Source organism: Actinocatenispora rupis (genome assembly GCF_016861975.1).
GTDB lineage: Bacteria > Actinomycetota > Actinomycetes > Mycobacteriales > Micromonosporaceae > Actinocatenispora > Actinocatenispora rupis.
This window is the reverse complement of sequence record NZ_BOMB01000009.1, coordinates 24,210-43,380: the sequence shown is the minus strand read 5'-3', so window position 1 is coordinate 43,380 and position 19,171 is coordinate 24,210. Positions and strand designations below refer to the sequence as shown.

At 73.7% G+C, this 19,171-nt stretch carries 16 protein-coding genes; 9 read left to right on the top strand and 7 right to left on the bottom strand.

The window, feature by feature from the left end; genetic code table 11:
- Positions 1-3: 3 nt before the first annotated feature.
- The gene (locus Aru02nite_RS07920) at positions 4-2,721 is read right to left on the bottom strand and encodes an AfsR/SARP family transcriptional regulator (RefSeq protein ID WP_203656153.1); all 2,718 of its coding nucleotides are present in this window, start codon (positions 2,719-2,721) and stop codon (positions 4-6) included.
- A gap of 121 nt (positions 2,722-2,842) precedes the next feature.
- Here Aru02nite_RS07920 and Aru02nite_RS07915 point away from each other — a divergent pair, with 121 nt between their 5' ends.
- The 4 genes from Aru02nite_RS07915 to Aru02nite_RS07900 all read left to right on the top strand — a co-directional run bounded on the left by Aru02nite_RS07915 (position 2,843) and on the right by Aru02nite_RS07900 (position 5,971).
- The gene (locus tag Aru02nite_RS07915) at positions 2,843-3,514 is read left to right on the top strand and encodes a 4'-phosphopantetheinyl transferase family protein (RefSeq protein ID WP_203656150.1); all 672 of its coding nucleotides are present in this window, start codon (positions 2,843-2,845) and stop codon (positions 3,512-3,514) included.
- Between the two features lie 100 nt (positions 3,515-3,614).
- On the top strand, positions 3,615-4,010 hold the full coding sequence (locus Aru02nite_RS07910) for a hypothetical protein (RefSeq protein ID WP_203656146.1): 396 nt from the start codon (positions 3,615-3,617) through the stop codon (positions 4,008-4,010).
- Positions 4,011-4,165: 155 nt separating this feature from the next.
- Complete coding sequence (locus Aru02nite_RS07905) at positions 4,166-4,624, top strand: hypothetical protein (protein ID WP_203656145.1); 459 nt, start codon at positions 4,166-4,168, stop codon at positions 4,622-4,624.
- 240 nt (positions 4,625-4,864) lie between these two features.
- A complete protein-coding gene (locus Aru02nite_RS07900) occupies positions 4,865-5,971 on the top strand; it encodes an FAD-dependent monooxygenase (RefSeq protein ID WP_203656144.1) in 1,107 nt (368 codons plus the stop codon).
- 159 nt (positions 5,972-6,130) lie between these two features.
- On the opposite strand, the gene Aru02nite_RS07895 is transcribed toward Aru02nite_RS07900, so the two are convergent.
- Positions 6,131-8,167, bottom strand: coding sequence for an amylo-alpha-1,6-glucosidase (locus tag Aru02nite_RS07895; protein ID WP_203656143.1), 2,037 nt, complete (start codon positions 8,165-8,167; stop codon positions 6,131-6,133).
- A gap of 158 nt (positions 8,168-8,325) precedes the next feature.
- Here Aru02nite_RS07895 and Aru02nite_RS07890 point away from each other — a divergent pair, with 158 nt between their 5' ends.
- From Aru02nite_RS07890 to Aru02nite_RS07875, 4 genes are read left to right on the top strand one after another with little or no spacing between them, the layout of a single operon-like run.
- Positions 8,326-9,411, top strand: a complete 1,086-nt coding sequence (locus Aru02nite_RS07890; RefSeq protein WP_203656142.1) for a LacI family DNA-binding transcriptional regulator — start codon at positions 8,326-8,328, stop codon at positions 9,409-9,411.
- A gap of 10 nt (positions 9,412-9,421) precedes the next feature.
- On the top strand, positions 9,422-10,654 hold the full coding sequence (locus tag Aru02nite_RS07885) for a sugar ABC transporter substrate-binding protein (RefSeq protein WP_203656140.1): 1,233 nt from the start codon (positions 9,422-9,424) through the stop codon (positions 10,652-10,654).
- On the top strand, positions 10,654-11,721 hold the full coding sequence (locus tag Aru02nite_RS07880; RefSeq protein ID WP_239076504.1) for a carbohydrate ABC transporter permease: 1,068 nt from the start codon (positions 10,654-10,656) through the stop codon (positions 11,719-11,721). The genes Aru02nite_RS07885 and Aru02nite_RS07880 overlap by 1 nt, the downstream gene beginning before the upstream one ends.
- Positions 11,718-12,566: a carbohydrate ABC transporter permease gene (locus tag Aru02nite_RS07875; protein WP_203656138.1), complete on the top strand. Its 849-nt coding sequence runs from the start codon at positions 11,718-11,720 to the stop codon at positions 12,564-12,566. The genes Aru02nite_RS07880 and Aru02nite_RS07875 overlap by 4 nt, the downstream gene beginning before the upstream one ends.
- 46 nt (positions 12,567-12,612) lie before the next feature.
- Here the strand turns inward: Aru02nite_RS07875 and Aru02nite_RS07870 are convergent, their stop codons facing one another.
- Complete coding sequence (locus Aru02nite_RS07870; RefSeq protein ID WP_373324856.1) at positions 12,613-13,266, bottom strand: nucleoside/nucleotide kinase family protein; 654 nt, start codon at positions 13,264-13,266, stop codon at positions 12,613-12,615.
- Positions 13,267-13,275: 9 nt separating this feature from the next.
- Positions 13,276-13,980: a TetR/AcrR family transcriptional regulator gene (locus tag Aru02nite_RS07865; RefSeq protein WP_203656134.1), complete on the bottom strand. Its 705-nt coding sequence runs from the start codon at positions 13,978-13,980 to the stop codon at positions 13,276-13,278.
- A gap of 83 nt (positions 13,981-14,063) precedes the next feature.
- Between Aru02nite_RS07865 and Aru02nite_RS07860 the strand changes: the two genes are divergently transcribed.
- Positions 14,064-15,254 (top strand): FAD-dependent monooxygenase, encoded by a 1,191-nt coding sequence (locus tag Aru02nite_RS07860; RefSeq protein WP_203656132.1) that lies wholly within the window; start codon positions 14,064-14,066, stop codon positions 15,252-15,254.
- 4 nt (positions 15,255-15,258) lie between these two features.
- Here the strand turns inward: Aru02nite_RS07860 and Aru02nite_RS07855 are convergent, their stop codons facing one another.
- The 3 genes from Aru02nite_RS07855 to Aru02nite_RS07845 all read right to left on the bottom strand — a co-directional run bounded on the left by Aru02nite_RS07855 (position 15,259) and on the right by Aru02nite_RS07845 (position 19,083).
- Entirely contained in the window at positions 15,259-15,711 is a 453-nt protein-coding gene (locus Aru02nite_RS07855) for a hypothetical protein (protein WP_203656130.1), read from the bottom strand.
- A gap of 121 nt (positions 15,712-15,832) precedes the next feature.
- Positions 15,833-17,098 (bottom strand): hypothetical protein, encoded by a 1,266-nt coding sequence (locus Aru02nite_RS07850; RefSeq protein WP_203656128.1) that lies wholly within the window; start codon positions 17,096-17,098, stop codon positions 15,833-15,835.
- A gap of 182 nt (positions 17,099-17,280) precedes the next feature.
- Positions 17,281-19,083: a hypothetical protein gene (locus tag Aru02nite_RS07845; RefSeq protein ID WP_203656125.1), complete on the bottom strand. Its 1,803-nt coding sequence runs from the start codon at positions 19,081-19,083 to the stop codon at positions 17,281-17,283.
- Positions 19,084-19,171 lie beyond the last annotated feature (88 nt).

Genomic DNA, 19,171 nt, shown 5'->3' with positions numbered 1-19,171 from the left:
GCGTCAGGGCCGGGCGGGTTGCGGGGCGTCGAGGCCGGCGAGCAGCTCGGCGGCCTCCGCGACGCGCGGCTGGTCGGCCCGGTCCAGGATGTCGTGCGCGCGCCGGTACGCGGCCCGCGCGTCGTCGGTGCGGCCGACGGCGGCGAGCGCGCGGCCGTGCGCGATCAGCGCGTTCGGCACCGCGAACGTGTCGTCCACATCGGACAGTGCCCGCAGCGCGTCGGCGGCGTACGCCAGCGCCTCGTCGTACCGGGCGAGGGCGAGCATGTTCTCGGACAGGTTCGCCAGCACCAGACCCTCGTGGTACGTGGCGGACTCGGCGCGGTAGAGGGCGAGCGCCTCCCGGTTGTGGTCGGCCGAACGCGCGTGCGCGCCGCTGGCGTCCTCGGCGACCGCCAGGTTCAGCAGGGAATGCGCCAGCCGCAGCGGGCGACCGAGACCGCGCGCGATGCGTACCGAATGGGACTGGGACTCGATCGCGCCGGCCTGGTCGCCGGCGTCGAGCTGCGCCAGGCCCATCGCGGACCGGATCGACGAGGCGAGCCCCGGATCGTCCGGCAGTTCGGCGAGGGCGCGGCGGTGCCAGTCGATGGCCGTCTCGTTCGCGCCCAGCGAGTGCTGCGCGCACCCGGTCAGGAACCGCGCGCGGGCCCGGTCGACGGAGTCACCGGACCGGTCGGCCGCGCGTACGGCGGCGTCGGCGCAGCGCAGCTTGTCGGCGGCGTGGTGCCGCGCCGACTGGAGGTCCTGGAGCAGCCAGGCGAGCCGGACCACGGCCGCGTCGTACCCGGTGTCGAGGGCGTGCCGGAGTACGGCGAGCAGCGTCGGCCGGTTCCGCTCGTACCAGCGGACGGCCTCGGCGCCGTCGGTGAACGTCCCCCCGTCGCCGGGCGTCTCCACCGGCGCGGAGCCGAACGCGGCGATCCGCGCGTTGTCCACCGTCCGCCGGTACCAGTCGAGCAGCCGGGCGGTGGCGTCGGGGCCGGGCGGGTCGGCGTCGGCCCGTTCCGCGGCGAACAGGTGGACCAGGTCGTGCAGCCGGTACCGTCGCGGCCCGGACCGGCCCACCAGGTGCACGGACACCAGCCGGTCCAGCAGCCGCCGGGTCGGGCCGGTGTCCTGCCCGAGCAGCGCCGCCGCCGCGCCCAGCTCGACCTCCGGCGCCGGATGCGCGCCCAGGCAACGGAACGCGCGCGCCGCGTCCGGGTCGAGCGCGTCGTACGACCAGGAGAAGACGGTACGCGGGTCGGTCGCCGGGTCGGTCCCGTCGCCGAGCGCGTCGAGCCGGTCCCGCGCCGCCCGCAGTTCGGCCACCGACTCGGCCAGCGCCCAGTCCGGGTACCGGGCGGCCTGCTGCGCCGCGATCACGATGGCCAGCGGCAGGTTTCCGCACAGCGCAACGAGTTCCGCCACCGCCGCCGGCTCCCCCGCGGTACGCGCGGCGCCGAGTACCGAGCGGACGAGGGCGACCGACTCGGTGTCCGGCAGCTCGTGCAGGTGGTGCCGGACCGCACCGTCGCGTACGGCGAGGCCGCGCAGCTCGCTGCGGCTGGTCACCAGCACCAGGTTCGCGCCGCCGGGCAGCAGCGGGCGTACCTGGTCGGCGTCGCGGGCGTTGTCGAGCAGCAGCAGCACCCGCCGGTCCGCGAGCCGGGTACGCAGCAGCGCGGACCGTTCCGCCGTTCCCGCCGGCACCCGCTTCGGCGGTACGCCGAGCGCACGGAGCAGTACGTCGAGCGCGACGTCCGGCGCGACCGGGTCGTCCGGCCCGTACCCGCGCAGGTCGAGGTGGAGCTGGCCGTCGGGGAAGCGGTCGGCGACCCGGTGCGCCCACCGTACGGCCAGGGCCGTCTTGCCGACGCCACCGGCGCCGTGCACCGCCACCACCGCGCCGGCCCGACCGCCGGAACCGTTGTCCGGCAACGGAACCAGGCCACCCGACGCGGCCTCGTCGAGGGCGGCCAGGTCCGCGTCGCGGCCGGTGAACCCGGCCAGGTCCGGCGGAAGCTGCCGCGGCACCGGCAGCGGATCGCCGCGGCCGGACCGGGCCCCGGCCAGGTCCGCGTCGAGCAGTTCGCGGTGCAGCCGGCGCAGTTCCGGCGACGGGTCGGTGCCGAGCGAGTCGGCGAGCAGCCGGCGCACCCGGTCGTACCCGGCGAGCGCCTCGGCCTGCCGTCCGGTCCGCGCCAGCCCGGTGAGCAGGCCCAGCCACAGCGACTCGCGCAGCGGGTACCGGGCGGTCAGCTCGTGCAGGTCGGCGAGCGCCGTGACGGGGTCGCGCCGCTCCATCGCCGCCAGGTACGCCTCGGTCAGGCCGGGCACGTGGTCGCGGTGCAGCGCGTCGGACGGCACGCCGGTGAGCGGTTCGCCCCGCCACAGCGCCAGCGCCGCCTCCGGATCGTCGGCGAGGTCGACGAACCGCAGCGCGTCGACGCACGCCCGGTCCAGATCCAGCCGGTACCCGCCGGGCACGGTGCGGACCCGGTCCGGGCCGAGCAGCCGCCGCAGCCGGAACACCGCCACCTGTACCGCGTTGCGCGGGTCGTGCGGCTGGTCGGCGCCCCACAGCGCCTCGGCCAGCGCGTCGACCGACACGACTCGGCCGGCGGACAGGGCGAGAGCGGCGAGCAGCACCCGCTGCCGCCCGGCCGGTACGGGCACCGCGCGCCCGTCGACCCGGACCTCGAACGGCCCGAGCAGCCCGACCGCCACCTCCACCACGCCGGCACCGTAACAAGCCTGGTCACGTACGGATCGGCGATCCGCCGGTACGGCGGGCCCCGCCACACGTCGGAGCGACGCTCCGTACCCGGGCCCGGGCGCTGTCGGTACCGTGGCGCGCGTGGCGGCGGTGGAGGTGTGGACGGCGGACGTGTCCGCGGCGGAGCGGGCGGAGCGGCTGCTGTCCGACGCGGAGGTCGAGCGGGCCGGGCGGTTCCGTTCGGAGCCGGCGCGGCGGCTGTTCGTGGTGTCGCGCGCGGTGCAGCGGGTCGTCGGCGCCGCACGCCTGGGCGTACCGGTCGGGGACGTCGTGATCGACCGTACCTGCCGGTTGTGTGCCGACACCGGGCACGGCAAGCCGTCCTACGCGGGCCGCCCCGAGCTGGACTTCTCCGTCTCGCACAGCGGCACGCTGGTCGCGCTGGCACTGTCCGCGGAGTGCCGGGTCGGGCTCGACGTGGAGGAGGCCGACCGCCGGGCGACCACCGCCAACCTGACCGACCGGGTACTCACCGCGGACGAGCGGGCGAGCGGGCTGCCGTTCCTGACGTTGTGGACGCGCAAGGAGGCGACGGTCAAGTTGACCGGGCACGGGCTGACCGTGCCGTTCGAGGCGCTGTCCTGCGAGGGTAAGGCGGTGCGCGTGCTCTCGCCGCCGGACGGCTGGCCGTCGGCGCCGATCCACCTGACCGCGGTGCCGGTACCGGTCGGGTACCACGCGACGCTGGCCACGCTGGCGCATCCGCCGACGGTCACGCTGCACCGGGCGGAACCGCTGCTCGCCGCCGCCTGACCGCGGCAGGCCTCTCGCCCCGCGAGCAAATCTAGCCATTGACAAGATGAGGTCCGTGGCGCAATCTGGTCAGCGACAAGATTGCATCGGAGGGACGGTCATGGACCCGATCACCCTGTTCACCGTCATCGCGCTGGTCGCCGTGCCGACCGTCATGTTCGGTGGCTACTCGCTGCTCCGGCTGCTGCCGACCGGCAAGCTGACCGACCACCAGACCAACGCGTTCCGGGCCGGGCACGCACACGCCGGCGTGCTGCTCGTCCTGACCCTCGTCGTACTCGACCTGTCCCGGCACGGTGGCCTCGGCGTGACCGCACGCTGGATCCTGTGCCTGCTGCTGCTCGTCGGCGTACTGGCGCAGTCCGGCGGGTTCTTCGTACACCTGGCGATCGGGCGGCGCGGCGGCTGGTCGCACGGCAACACGCTGACCGTCGGCGGTGCCGTACTGCTCGCCGCGGCCATGATCATGACCGCGGTCGGCGTCGCCACCGCCTGACACCGGACCGCGGCGCGACCGTGGCGGAACGTGGTGAGGGCGGGGCGAATCCGATGATCATCCCGCAGCACCGCCGGTCCGAAGTACGGTGGTCGGTACCAGGTAGCGGAGGCGAGCGCGGGCGACCGCGCGGACACCCGGGTAGCGGTGATCGCATGATCGGTATCGATCTGCTCGTACGGACGGCGCTCTGGGAGGACGCGTCCGGCGGCGACCACGGCGTCGTCCTGCTGGAGGACACCGCACATTCGGTCGTGGGCTCGTTGGGCGGCGAGGACGTCAGCGCGTTCATGACGGCGCTGCTGGAGCGCGGCATGGACCTGGTGCTCGACCTGGGCGTACCGGTGCTGCCGGTGTTGCACGGCTGGTCGGTGTCGCTGGGCGCGGGCGACGAGCTGACGATCGCGTGGCCGTCGGCGAGTCCGCTGGCGGCCGGTCCGGTCGAACTGCCGGCCGGGTGGGCGGCGCTGGCGCGCGGCGAGCGGCGGGTGCTGATCCTCGCCGGGCTCGACCTGGGGCTGGCCGCGTTGCCGGCCGGCGGCGCCCTCATCCGCCCGGAACTCGCCTGCCGCAACGGCACGCTCGCCGGCGGCGTGGCCCGCTTCGTACCGTAGCGGTCCTGACAGAAAGGCGTGGGCTGGCGAGACTCAGGGCGGGGCTGCCAAGGCGGAGGTGCAGTCGCATACCGGCAGCGTCGTCCTGAGTCCGCCAGGCGCCGACAGTCCTTTCTGTCAGGACCTCTGAGGCGCACCCGGGTCCGGCCGGTGTTCCGTACGCCACGGGACGGTTCCGTACCGGTCGGCCGGGCGTAGCGTGACCGTGTCGGACCGGACGTACGGGGACGGGGGCGGCGGATGCGGGCGGTCGTGGTCGGGGGCGGGATCGGCGGGTTGTGCGCGGCGATCGGCCTGCACCGGGTCGGTGTCGAACCCCTCGTCCTGGAACGGGCGGACGTGCTCGGCGAGGTCGGCGCCGGCCTCTCCCTCTGGCCGAACGCGCTGTCCGCGCTCGACGCGATCGGGGTCGGTGCCGCCGTGCGCGCGGTCGGCGTGACCGCGCTGTCCCGCGCCGGCATCCGGCTGCCGGACGGGAAGTGGTTGCGGCACAAGCATTCCGGTGACGTACCGGTGCTCATGGTGCATCGCGCGGACCTGCACCGGGTGCTGTGCGACGCGCTGCCGGCCGACGCGTTGCGGGCGGGCGCCACGGTCACCGGCGTCGAGGACGGCACCGTCACGTACCGGACGGGTGGTGGCGAACGGACGGTCGACGCGGACCTGGTCGTCGCCGCGGACGGGGTGCATTCCGTGCTGCGCCAGCGGTTCTGGCCGGACGCGCGGGTCCGCTTCGAGGGCCGTACGGTGTGGCGCGCGGTCGTCGGCCCCGGCGCGCCCGCGATCGAGGACGGCCTGACCATGGACCGCGACCTGCAGTTCGGTCTGTTGCCGTTGAGCAACGACCGGGTGTACTGGTTCCTCACCGCCGCCGCCGAGCGCCCCGACGTCCGGTACTCCGACGAGCTGGCCGAGGTGCGCCGCCGGGTGTCCGGCTGGCACGCGCCGATCGCCGACGTGCTCGACGCGACGAAGCCGGATGCCGTGCTGCACCACGACATCACCGTCCTCGACCCCCTCCCCGGGTACGTGCACGGCCGGGTCGCGCTGCTCGGCGACGCGGCCCACGCGCAGACCCCGGACCTCGGTCAGGGCGCCTGCCAGGCGATCGAGGACGCCGCCGTACTGTCCGCCGCGGTCGCCGGCGGCGACGTACCGGTCGGGCTCACCGAGTACGAGCGGCTGCGCCGGCCCCGTACGCAGGCGATGGCGCGGGCCGGGCTTCAGCAGGCGGACCTGATGGCGAAGCACTTCGGGCTGGTGACGGCGCTGACCCGGCACATGCCGGCGGCCCTGTGGCGCCGGCAGACGGCCCGCTGGACGGACTGGACCGCCCCGATCCTCTGACGCGCCCCGCACCGACCTGTACACGCATCCCGGCCCGGCGCCGGTGCCGCGCGCATGGTCGCATGCGGCGACCGCGCCACTGGAACGTGGCATGCGGCGACCGCGCCACTGGGACACGGTGCCGCGCGGCGCCCGTTCGTACGACGGGCGCCGGGCGGGTCAGACGACGGTGAGCGGGGCGGTGGTGTCGACCCGTACGGTGCCGGCGGCGTCGACGGTCACCGTGAGCGGGTGCCCGGCGACGCGCAGATCCGTTGCGGTGAGCGGGAACCAGCTCGCGAACGCCGGATCCGGCCGTACCGTGAGGGTGCCGTTGGGGACGTCGGGGCGGAGGCCGAGGGCGGCGGTCAGCAGCGCGACGGGCGCGGTGGCGGCCCACGCCTGCGGCCGGCACGACGCCGGGTACGCGAGCACGGGCTCGCCGCGGCCGGTCCCGCCGAACAGTTCCGGCAGCCGGTACGCGAAGTGCGGTGCGGCGGCGAGCAGCCCGTCGGCGAGCCGGAACGCGACCGCCCCGTGCCCTTCCGCGGCGAGGCCCTGGACGGCGATCGCGGTGTCGTGCGGCCAGACGGTACCGGTGTGGTAGCCGAGCGGGTTGGCGCCGGCGACGCGGTTGGACAGCGTGCGCAGCCCGTACGCGTCGCTAAGGTCGTCGGCGGCGATCCGCGTCGCGACCCGCGCGGCCTCGTCGGCGTCGAGCAGCCCGGTGCCGAGCAGGTGCCCGAGGTTGGAACTGGCGACGTCGACGGGCCGCTTCGCACCGTCCAGCGCCAGCGCCGGGAACGCCCCGACCTCGTCTCGTACCCAGAACGCGGCGCGGAACCGGTCGCGCATCGCCGTCGCGTACTCCCCCAGTGCCGCAACGGTTTCCGCGTCGTCGTCGGTGCCGAGCGCGGCGAGCAGTTCGGCGCCGGCCACCGCCGCCTCGTACGCGTACGCCTGCGCCTCGCAGAGGGCGATCGGCGCGTCGGCGATCCGCCCGTCGGGCCACTGGATCGCGTCGCCGGAGTCCTTCCAGCCCTGGTTGGCGAGCCCGGACCCGGTCGCGTCCACGTACTCCAGGAAGCCGTCGCCGTCGGCGTCGGCCGGGCCGGTGAGCCAGCCGAGCGCGGCGCGCAGCGGCCCGAGCAGGTCGGTGACCTCGGCGGGCGGCATGCCCCAGCGCCAGGCGTCGCGCAGCGTCGTGATCCACAGCGGGGTGGCGTCGACGGTGCCGTAGTAGCGCGGCGGCAGGCCGACCCCGGCGTCCTCCCCCCGGATCTCGTGGATGATCTTGCCTGGCGCCTCGCCGGTCCGCTCGTCGAACGCCCGCCCCTGCGTACGGGCGAGCACGCGCAGCGTGCCGGCGGCCAGTTCGGTACCGAGCGGCAGCAGCATTCTGGCCGCCCACAAGGAATCCCGGCCGAACAGCGTGAAGAACCACGGGCTGCCGGCGGCGACGAACGTGTCCGCCGGGACGTCCCGGTCGGACATCGGCAGCCCGGCCAGGTCGGCCAGCCCCCGCTCGACCACCCGCCCCAGGTCGCCGACCGCGGACGACACCGACGCCGCCGACCACGGCGTACCGGGGGCGGCGCGGAACGGTCCACCCGAACCCTCGGCGGTCACCGTCAGGACGAGTTCCCAGGACCCGCCCGGCGGTACGGTCACGTCCCAGGACAGGTCGGCGGCGCCCGGGGTGAGCGTCGCGTCGGCCGGCGCCGGCTCGGTACGCAGCGCCGAGCCCGCGTCGCCGAGCGTCCAGCGCAGCACGTCGCCGTGGCGCCTGGGCGACACGGGCGGCACCGTACGGCCGGACTTGATGTCGACGAGGCCGGCCAGGTCGGCCCCCACCCGTACGGCGAGGCGGGTGCGGACCTCGCCGTGCGCGCGGCTGGTCAGCGTGATCCGTTCGGTCACCCCGTCGACCCGCGCGGTACGTGCCCGGCGCAGCAGTACGGTCGGGTCGGCGCCGTCGTCGCCGAGCCGGCGGCCGACCGCGGTGAACGTCGCGTCCGACCCGGCGCCCAGCGAGTACCCGACGGGGTCGGGTTCGGCGCCGTCGAGGGTGACGGCGAGCTCGGCGAGCACCCGACGGTCCGCGCACAGTACGCCCTGGGTGCCGCCGGGGCGCATCTGGCCGTCCGGACCGGACAGCGCCACGGTCGGTGCGGCGAGAACGGTCACGAGGTCGTGCAGGAACGGCTGTGGCCGCACGGGTACTCCCTTCGGCACGCCGGCCGAGGTTTCTTCCGGGTTACCTCTTGACACCAGGCGCGAGTCGTCATTGACTCAGCATCCAATCCTCGTTTGATCGATCACACAACCCCTGGTAGCGAATTTGATCGATCACATCACAGGTAGGCAGGAGGCCGATGAGCGAGCCGAGCGGGCCGACCATGGCCAGCATCGGGCGGGTGGCGGGCGTGTCCCGGCAGACCGTGTGGAACGTCCTGCACGCGCCCGACAAGGTCCGCCCCGAGACCCGGGCACGCGTCGAACGCGCCATCCGCGACGAGCGGTACCGCCCGAACCGGGTGGCCCGGTCCCTGCGCACGCGCTCCGCCCGGCTCCTCGGGTACTGCATGGAGCCGCGCGGCGGGCCCGACCTCAACCCGGTACAGGACCGGTTCTTGCACGCGGTGACCGAGGCCGCCGAGGCCCGCGGGTACCACGTGCTGCTGTTCACCACGCAGCGCGGCGACCCCGGCCGACGTGCTTCCTCCCGCGGAGGCCGCGAGGACGACCGCCTCGACGGGTACGCGGAGCTGCTGGCCGAGGCGGCGGTGGACGGGTTCGTGCTGTCCGACACGACGGTGGACGACCCGCGGCAGGCGTGGCTGCACGAGCGCGGCGTGCCGTACGCGGCGTTCGGGCGGTCGTGGTCGGACGGCGAGGACCCCGGCCCGTGGGTGGACATCGACGGCGCCGCGGGCGTCGAGTCCGCCGTCACCCACCTGTACGAGCAGGGTCACCGGCGGATCGGCTTCGTCGGCTGGCCCACCGGGTCCGGGGTCGGCGAGGACCGGGTGTCCGGCTGGCGGCGCGGCTGCGAACGGCTCGGCCTGGCACCGGGCCCGCTCGCCCGCGGCGACAACACGTCCGACACCGGCCAGGCGCTCGCCGCCGAACTGTTGGACGGGCCCGACGCGCCGACCGCGCTCGTCTGCGTGTCGGACGTACTGGCCCTGGGCTGCCTGGCGGAACTGCGCCGGCGTGGCCTCCGGCCGGGCGCGGACATCGGGGTCACCGGCTTCGACGACGCACCGTTCGCGGCGCTGCCCGGTGTCGAACTGTCCAGTGTGGAGCAACCGATCGAGCGGGTCGGGGCCGACGTGGTCCGCCTGCTGATCGACCAACTGACGGGCGAACCGCCCGCCGAGAGTCACATCGTGCTGGCACCGTCGCTCCGGGTCCGGGCCAGCTCGATCCATCCCACCACCGACCCGGTCACCCCCTGAGGACCCCCGAATGAAGGCACTCATCGCCGCCGGCGCGGCGGCAGTACTGCTGCTGGCCGGTTGTGGCAGCGGCTACGACTCGGCCAAGAGCGACGGCGGGTCGGACAAGCCGATCACGATCATGTTCGGTTCGTCCGGCGAGGCGGAGACGGGCGCGGTCAAGGCGGCCGCCGCGGCGTGGCAGAAGCGGACCGGCCACCAGGTGCGGGTCGTACCGGCGCAGAACCTGACGCAGCAGCTCACCCAGGGCTTCGCGGGCGGTACTCCGCCGGACATCTTCTACACCGACCCGACGATGCTCCAGCAGTACGCGGACGGGGGTTCGCTCTACCCGTACGGGGACCAGCTGCCGAAGTCCACTGTGGACGACTTCTACCCGGCGCTGCGCCAGGCGTACACGTACCAGGGGAAGCTCTACTGCGCGCCGAAGGACCTGAACACGCACGCGCTGGTCATCAACACGGACATGTGGAAGGCCGCCGGGCTGACCGAGAAGGACTACCCGAAGACGTGGGCGGACCTGACGAAGGTCGCCACCAGGCTGACGACCAAGGACCACGTGGGGCTGACCGTCGGCGGTGACCACAACACGGTCGGGTCGTTCATGCTCGCCGCCGGCGGCTGGTTCGTGAACGAGGACAACACCAAGGTCACCGCGAACTCGCCGGCCAACCTCGCCGCGCTGAAGTACTTGCAGGGCAACGTGCAGAGGAAGGTCTTCGCGACGCCGAAGAGCCTGGACGCGCAGAACCCGGGCGAGGCGTTCGGCAAGGGCAAGGCCGCGATGGACGTGGACGGCGGCTGGGTCGAGGGTCAGCTCAAGTCCGACTACCCGAACGTGCACTGGACCGCGGTCGAGCTGCCCGCCGGGCCGAAGGGCCGTGGTACCACGGTGTTCAGCAACTGCTGGGGCATCGCCGCCAAGAGCCCGAACAAGAAGCTCGCCGTCGACCTGGTGAAGTCGCTGGTCGCGCCGGGGCAGCAGAAGGCGTTCATGAACGCGTTCGGCGTGATCCCGTCGCGGCAGAGCCTCGGGACGTGGGCGAAGCAGACCGACCCGAAGCTGACCGCGGTCGTCGACGGCGTCGAGTACGCCCGCGGCACCGTGTCGATCCCCGGCTTCACGTCCGTACTGGCGGACTTCGACACCCAGCTGGAGAAGCTGTTCACCGGCGGTACCTCGCCGCAGGCGGCGCTGGACACGTTGCAGCGCAACGGTGACGACGCGGTGAAGCAGAAGTAGTGGTCGCCCTCCAGACGCGACGGGCCGCGCCGCCGGTGCACCGGCGGCGCCGCTCGCCCGACACCGTACGGCAGCGTCGGGCCGGGGTGCTGTTCAGCGCGCCGGCCGTACTGGTGATCCTGCTGTTCCTGGTGGCGCCGATGCTGATGGCGTTGTGGGTCAGCCTGCTGCACTGGGACGGGCAGTCGAACCCGTTCAGCGGCAGCGCCCGCTTCGTCGGCGGCGCCAACTACTCCGAACTGCTCGGCCACGACGGCCTGCTCCGCCGCGACTTCGCCACCAGCGTCCGCAACACGCTCTACTACGTGCTCCTGGACGTACCGCTGGTGACGGTGCTGTCGTTCGGCCTGGCGCTGGTGGTGAACCAGCGGATCCTGCGCGGCCGCGGCTTCTTCCGTACCGTGTTCTACTTCCCGTCGATCACCTCGTCGGTGGCCATCGGCGTGACGTTCCTGTTCCTGTTCCAGGGCGGCGGCGCGGTGAACGCGATCCTGTCCCTGGTGGGCGTCCAGGGCCCGTCCTGGTTCACCGACTCGCGCGGGCTGGTGCAGATCGTGCTGGCCGGCACCGGCCTCGTCGACCCGGGGCACCTGCCCGGATGGCTTGCGGCGCAAGGGATGGGGCTCAGCGTGTGGGACTGGCTGGCCGGTCCGTCCGTCGCGATGTGCGCCATCATCGCGCTGACCGTGTGGTCGTCGTCCGGCACGTTCATGCTGTTCTTCCTGTCCGGGCTGCAGAACATCCCGGTACAGGTGGAGGAGGCGGCGCTGGTCGACGGAGCGTCCACGTGGCAACGGTTCCGCGGGGTCACGCTGCCGCTGATGCGCCGCAGTACGGTCCTCGTGGTGACGCTCGCGCTGATCGGCAGCTGGCAGGTCTTCGACCAGGTGTACGTGATGTCGCAGGGCTCGCCCGGCAAGACGACGCTGACGCCGGCGTACCTGTCGTACACGACGAGTTTCGGGGACGGGAACTTCGGCGGCGGCGCGGCGATCGCGTTCGTGCTGTTCGCCATCATCGTGCTGTTCACCGCGGTGCAGCGCTGGTTCGGGCGGGAGCGCTCATGACCGGACGCAAACGGTACGCCCGGCTCGTCGGGTACGCGCTGCTCGCCGTTGGCACGGTGCTCTACCTGGGGCCGTTCCTGATCCAGGTGGCGAACTCGCTCAAGACCGACCCGGACGCGGCGTCGCACCCGCTGTCGCTGATCCCGGACCCGCTGTCGCTCGTCGCGTGGGGCAAGGCGTTCGGCTTCGACACGGCGCTCGACGTACCGCTGGTGCGGTGGATCGTCAACTCGTTCGTGGTGACGCTGTCGGTGACGGTCGGCCGCCTGGTCATCGACTCGATGGCCGGGTACGCCCTGGCCCGGTTGCGCTTCCCCGGCCGCCGCGCCGTCACCGCCGGCGTGCTGGCCGTGATGGCCGTGCCGGGCGTGGTACTGCTCATCCCGAAGTTCCTGGTACTCAAGCAACTCGGCATGTTCGACTCGTACTCCGGGATGATCCTGCCGCTGTTGTGCGACGCGGTCGGCATCATGCTGATGAAGACCGCGTTCGAGCAGGTACCGGCGGAGCTGGAGGACGCGGCGCGGATCGACGGCGCCGGCGTGCTGCGCACGTTCGCGGAGGTGATGGTGCCGCTGGCGCGGCCGTCGCTGATCACCGTGGGCATCCTGTCGTTCCAGGGTTCGTGGAACGAGCTGACCCACTTCCTCGTCGCCACAAGCGATCCGAAGTACCAGACGCTGACGCTCGGGATCGCGCAGCTGACCGCCGGACCGTTGCAGGGCGCGCAGCAGTTCCCGCTGAAGCTCGCCCTGGCGACGCTGTCCACGATCCCCGTCGCCGTCGTGTACGTGGTGTTCCAGCGGCACTTCGTCCGCAACCAGGTCTCGTCCGGGATCAAGTGAGCACCGCCGCGGCCGTCGCACCCGCGGCGGCCGCGGCCCCCGGCCGCTACTCCTGACCGGACCCGGAATCCAGTCGTACCACCAGATCCGCCAGGCCGCGCGTGGTCGCGACCAGCTCCGCGTTGACCTGGTCGGTACCGCAGGCCCAGGCGCGCGCCGCCGCCGGCTCCCGGCCGTACGCGACGTGCCGGTCGACGAGGCGCCGCAGCCGTACCTCGTCGGCCAGCTCCACGTACCAGGACTCGTCGAGGAGGCCGGCGACCGGCGACCACGGTCCGGTCGGCAGCAGCAGGTAGTTCCCCTCCGTGACGACGAGCCGGGTCCGCGCCCGCTCGACCGCGATCTCCCCCGCGTACGACTCCTCGACCTCGCGGTGGAACCGCGGCGCGTACACCACCGGGTCGGTGCCGTACCGGATGCGGCGCAGGACCGCCACGTACCCGGCGGCGTCGAACGTGTCGGGCGCGCCCTTGCGGTCCCGCCGGCCGAGCCGGTCCAGTTCGGCGTTCGCCAGGTGGAACCCGTCCATCGGCACGAGTACGGCCCCGTCGACGGCGGCGACCACGGCCGCGGCGAGCGTACTCTTGCCGGCCGCGGGCGCACCGGTGATGCCGAGCAGCGCCGGCCCGGGTCGTACCGCCAGCCGCCGCGCCCGGTCCACCAGCGCGGGCAGGTCCGCCACCTCGTCCACGCCGGACACCGTAGGCGATCAGCCGCGGGTACCGACGAGGTGGGCGATGCCGTCGAGGATCCGGTCCAGCCCGAACTCGAACGCCCGGCCCTGCTTTCCGCTGCGGCTGGCCGATTCCAGCGCGGCGGTCAGGGCCGGGAAGTCGGCCTCGTGGCCGCGCAGCAGCTCGACCATCGCGGCGTCCATCGCCTGCTCCGCGTTGTCGGCCGGGGACGCGACGCCCTGCTGCGCCACCATCCGGATGTGCCCGACGATGGTCACCGCGGCGTCCATGGCGTCGGCGCCGTCGAGCCCGGTGCCGTCGAGCGCGGCGATCGCCGCGTCCAGCCAGGACAGTTCGTTGGGGCCCATCACGCGGGGGCCGATGGTGGTCTCCAGCGCCCACGGGTGCCGCCAGAACTCGGCGAACATCCGCCGCGCCCACTCGGCCAGCCGGGGCCGCCAGCCGTCGCCGGTCAGCTCGGGCGGTTCGCCGATCGCGGCGTCGGTCATCAGCGCGACCAGCTCGGACTTGCCCGGAACGTACCGGTAGAGGGCCATCTTGGTGACGCCGAGGGATTCGGCGACCCGTTGCATCGTCACGGCGGCGACGCCCTCCGCGTCCGCGACGGCGATCCCGGCGGCGGAGATGTCGGCCAGCGTCAGCGTCGGCTTCGGCCCGCGCCGCGGCGCACCGCGCCCACCCCACAGCAGCGCGACCGCCTTGCCGTCGGCGTACCCCATCGTGACTCCCTTGCGTCCGGAGAAAATCTGCGTCTATAGTAATCTGTATCCAAGGGACACAGTTCTTGATCTGGGGAGCCGACATGGCACGTCCGTTGCAGGGCAAGCGAATCCTGATTTCCGGCGCCGGCGTGGCCGGACCCGCCTGCGCGTACTGGATGGGGCGGCACGGGGCGAGCGTCACCGTGGTCGAGGCCGCGCCGGCGTTGCGCACCAGCGGCTTCGCGGTCGACTTCCGCGGGCCCACCCACCTGTCCGTCCTCGACCGCATGGGCGTACTCGACGAGCTGCGCGCGCTCCAGACCCACGGCGGCGCCATGACCACCGTCGACGAGCACGACCGGGTGATCTACACGCTGCCCGCCGAGTGGGCCGGCGGCGACATCGAGGTGCACCGGCGCGACCTGTCCCGCGTCTTCGTCGAGCGCAGCGCCGAGACCACCGAGTACGTGTTCGGCGACCGGATCACCGCGCTGACCGAGGCCGCCGACGGCGTACACGTCGACTTCCGGCACGGCCCGTCGCGCACCGTGGACCTGGTCGTCGGCGCCGACGGGCTGCACTCCGGCGTCCGCGCCCTCGCGTACGGGCCGGAGGAGGGGTTCGTCAAGCACCTCGGCTACTGCATCGCCGGCTGGGACATGCCGAACACGCTGGGCGCCGACGCCACGCCGCGGCAGTACAACGTGCCGGGGCGGATGGCGTCCGTCGCCGCCGACCTCCGCGACCCCGGTACGGCCGGCGCCATGGCGGTGTTCACCGCGCCACGCCGCCAGTACGACTGGCAGGACGTGGAGGCGCAGAAGCGGGTCGTCGCCGCGGCGCTCGACGGGATGGGGTGGCACGTGCCGGACCTGCTCGCCGGCCTGCGCGACGCGCCCGAGCTGTACTTCGACGCGATCAGCCGCGCGCACGTGCCGCACTGGACCGCCGGCCGTACGGCGCTGCTCGGCGACGCGGCGTGGGGCGTGACGCTCGGCGGGATGGGCGTCGGCACCGGCGTGGTCGGCGCGTACGTCCTCGCCGGCGAGCTGGCCGCGGCCGGCGGCGACCACCGCGTCGCGCTCCCGGCGTACGAGCAGCGGCTCCGGTCGTACGCGGCGCGGTGGCAGAAGGGCGCCAACCCGGGGCACTTCCTCGCCCCGAGCAGCGGACTCGGCCTGCGCTTCCGCAACGCCCTGCTGAGCCGGCGAGCCGCGCAGCGGATGCTGATCCGCAGCACCGCGTCGCTGGCCACCGCGCCGGACCTGCCGGACTATCCCGCGGCGGCCTGACGTGTCAGCGGCGCGGGGCGAGCCAGCGCTCGATCGCACCGCGCCGGTGCCAGGTCCGCTCGTCCAGGCACGGCATCCGGCCGTCGTCCGGCACCCCCAGCCGGGACCGGATCCCCGCGATCGTCGCCTCGGCGCGGTCCCGCCCGGTCATCCCCGCCCCGGCCCGCCGCGCCACCTGGTACGTCAGCACGTTCGCCAGCGGCTCGTCCGCGTACTTGCGCCAGGTGGCCGGACGCCGCCGCGCAGTGCGGATCTCGACCTCCTCGGCGAGGTCGACGTCCGGCCGCTCGCCGACCGCGTCGAGGCCCGCGTGCACGTGCCGCCGGTCCGACCGGTGCCGGGCAGCCTTGCGGAACCGCACGGCGCGCCGGGAGCACTTGTCGTTCTCCCCGTACCAGTTGCGGCGGTCGCGCAGGTAGTCGAGTCGCTTGCGCTCGGCCGGATCACGTCTGCCCATGCCGTCCAGCCTAGGCACGCTGTCCACCGCATTACCGTTGCGCGGCATGCGGTCCGCGGTGGACGGCGCGGACATCTGTCCACTGTGGATAATGCGAACCCCCGTCCGCTGTGGAGGATGGTCAGGCGTTGGGGTAGATCTTGAACACGACGCGGGCGCCCGCGGTGGTGTTGATGCGCTCGTTGATGCCCCACAGTTCACCGGTCTGCGGCCAGTACGAGAGGTTCTGGGTGAGGGGTGGGCCCTGGGTGAGGACGTGCGGCGCCTGGTCGGGCAGCGCCTTGTGGATGCACACCCAGTCGTTCGGGTCGGTGCCGGACGGCGGCGTACCGGGGCAGTCGCCGGTCAGGTAGAACGCGGTGCCGTCGGTCGCGGCGCCCTGCATGTGCCAGATCGGCGAGACGTACGCCTCGGTCGCGTGCACGACGCCGGTCTCCGGCAGTCCGGTGGTCGTGTCGACGAGCGGCCAGCGGATCACCCGACCGCCGGCGGCCGCGGCGCTGTAGTACTCGGCTGTGACGAACGACCTGCGGTCCGGGGCGAGGCTGATCGAGTTCAGGCACGGTGTCGTACCGGAGGCGGAGGCGCAGGACACCCAGCCGCCGTTCGGCCCCCACACCGTCCGGTACTCGGCGATCATCGGCAGCGCCCACGCGTGCCACCGGGCGTACGCGCCGTCGGGGTACAGGCCGACGTTGCCGGCGTTCGTGCCGCTGGTGCCGGTCTGCCAGACGTGGTCGAGGCTGAACACCTGCAACCGGGTACCGGTGGCGAGGAACAGCCGGTTCCCGTACCACATCAGGCCGTCGGCGTGCACGTTCTGCACCGAGCGGAAGTTGGGCTGCCCGGACGCGTCGACGTACGGCTCGACGAGCAGCAGGTGGTGGTAGGGCACGCCCGCGGACGGCTTCGTGAAGTCCGCGATGCTGACCCGGGCGAACGCGTCCGACGGCGCGTGCCAGCTCGCCGCCACCAGCCGCTTGCCGTCCACGTACCCGGTGGACGACGCGTCGCCGGACCCCGTGACGCCCTGCGGTACCCAGTAGTCGGTGGTGTCGTCGTCGTGGTCCCAGCAGAACCCGGACGGCGTGTACGTCGTGGACAGGTGCGTGGTGTGGCACAGCGGCCAGGTCCCGGTGCGGACCACACCGGAGCCGAGCACCGCGTCGAGCGTGGTGGTGCGGATGCGGGAGTCCTGCTCCAACCGCCCCACCAGCCCCTGGTACGAGGCGGCGGTGGACTCCGGGTCGAGCGTGAAGCCCGACGCGTCGATGTGCGCGAACGCCGCCGCGTTCGGGGTGATCACCGCACCCGCGGCGGCCTGCCCCGCACCGAGGGCGGCGAGTACGGCGGCGGCAACGGCGAGTACGGCCCGGATCCTGCGCATGGCGTCCCCTTTCGACCGACCTGACCGGACCGTACTGGCGGGTCGGGTCGCGGGTCCATGCACGGACCGGTCGCGCCCTTGCCCGCGACGGTCACGCCGAGCGTCACGCCCGCTGCGTCGGGCTCGCGGCGTCACGCCCGCGTCGCGCTGGCGGCGTCGGGCTCGCGGCGTGGGGCTCGGCGTCAGGCGAGGCCGGTGCGCCAGACCCAGACGCCGCCGACGTACCGGCCGGGATGGCCGAGTACGGCGTCGATGGTGGCGCGGACCGCGGCGGTGTGCCCGGTGTGCGGGTCGAGCACCACCACGTCGGTACGGGCGGCGACGAGGTCGCGCCGGGAGTTCGCCCGGGCGGCGGCGGTGATAGGCGGCTTCCGCCCGGTCGTACTGACCCGGGCGAGCATCCGCGTCAGGTCGCTGCGCGGGACGCCCCAGTTCGCCTGGCCGCCGTCGACCGGGATCATGATCGCGCCGCCGGGCATGGCGATCTCGTCCCCGGTACCGGACGACCAGCGCTGGCCGCGCCGGTCCACCGACCGCAGCATCGGTACGGGCAGCATCGTGTGCCCGGGCCGCACGTACGCCCGCCAGGTGCCGGCGGTGAAGAACGTCGGGATCGGATCCCGGTACTGCGTCGGCAGCGGCACCGGCAGGATCGGCACCAGCGCGAGCGCGAGCACCCCGTACCGGACCGGGCGGCGCACGCCGGTGCGCCGCGCGTGGTCGACGCCGAGCGCGAGCAGCGCGCCGAACGCGGTCACCGCGACCAGCGCCACCCGGTCCGGCAGCGCCTGCTCCAGCAGCGGCACCTTCGCCAGCAGCGCCCACGGCGCCGGAATCCCGGTCCGCACCCCGAACACGACGATCTCCGTACCGAAGCTGAGGACGACGAACACCAGGCCGGTCAGGACGAGGGCGCGGGCGGTACGGTCGCGCCACAACCGTACGGCGAGCACGAGCAGCAGCGCGGCCAGCCCGATCCCGAGGAAACCGGTCTCCTCGATCGGATTCACCGCGTACGCCAGCGACGCCCGTTCCGGGCCGCCCGCCAGCGCGAACGACCCGTACCACAGCCAGGAGCCGACGTCGGTGCCCGAGGCGCTGATCACCCACGGCGTCCCGGTCGTGTGGCCGGGGCCGGCGACCATCATCCACAGCGGGTACCCGAGCAGCACGACGGACACCACCAGCCCGGTGCCGGCGCGTACCAGGAAGGTGCGGGCGAGGCGGCGGGCGCGGGGCACGTCGAGCAGCGCGTACACCAGGACGAAGGTGCCGGTGCCGAGCGCGATCGACAGCAGGGACTCCATGCCGGTGAGGCCCTGGAGCGTCAGCAGGACGCCGAGCAGCGCGCCGCGACCCACCGACCGCCGCCAGCCCTCCACGTCGCCCGGCAGTACGAGCGACACGATGAAAGGAGCCAGGAACAGCGCGGTGATGTGCACGTGCGTGTTCGACAGCGCCACCATGCCGGGCGCGAACCCGCACAACCCGGCTCCGAGCGCCGCCGCGCCCCACGACACGCCCAACCGCCGCCGGAACACCAGGTACCAGGCGGCGGCGGTGCCGGCCAGCGCCAGCGTCTCCAGGAGTACGAAGGAGACGGCGGGGCCGAACAGCAGCGTCACCGGTGCCAGGACGACGCCGGGGAACAGCATCGAGGTGTTGGCCATCATGTTCGCGCCGACCGGGGCGTTGACCAGGGTCGTGTAGAACGGGTCGCCCAGGTGCCGCACCACGTGCACCCCGTACGCCAGCGCCCACTCCATGAACGACTGGTCCACCGGGTCGACGGTCAACGCCCGGGTGTCCGGCGACGCCCACAGGCCGCTCGTCACCCACACCGCGAGCGCCAGGTAGCAGCCGAGGACGAGCACGTGCCGGCCGACCCGCCACAGCCGGCCGGTACCGGTCGGCGCGCGCTCGGCCGCGGGGTCGGGCGGCGGCGCCACCAGTTCGCGTACCCCGTCACCACCCGCTACGGCCACGCCCGCCCCCTCGCCCGTCGGCCACTGCGCTCAAACGGTACGACGACCGCGGCGCACCGCACCGGCGCCTCACCGTACTGCGGTGCAC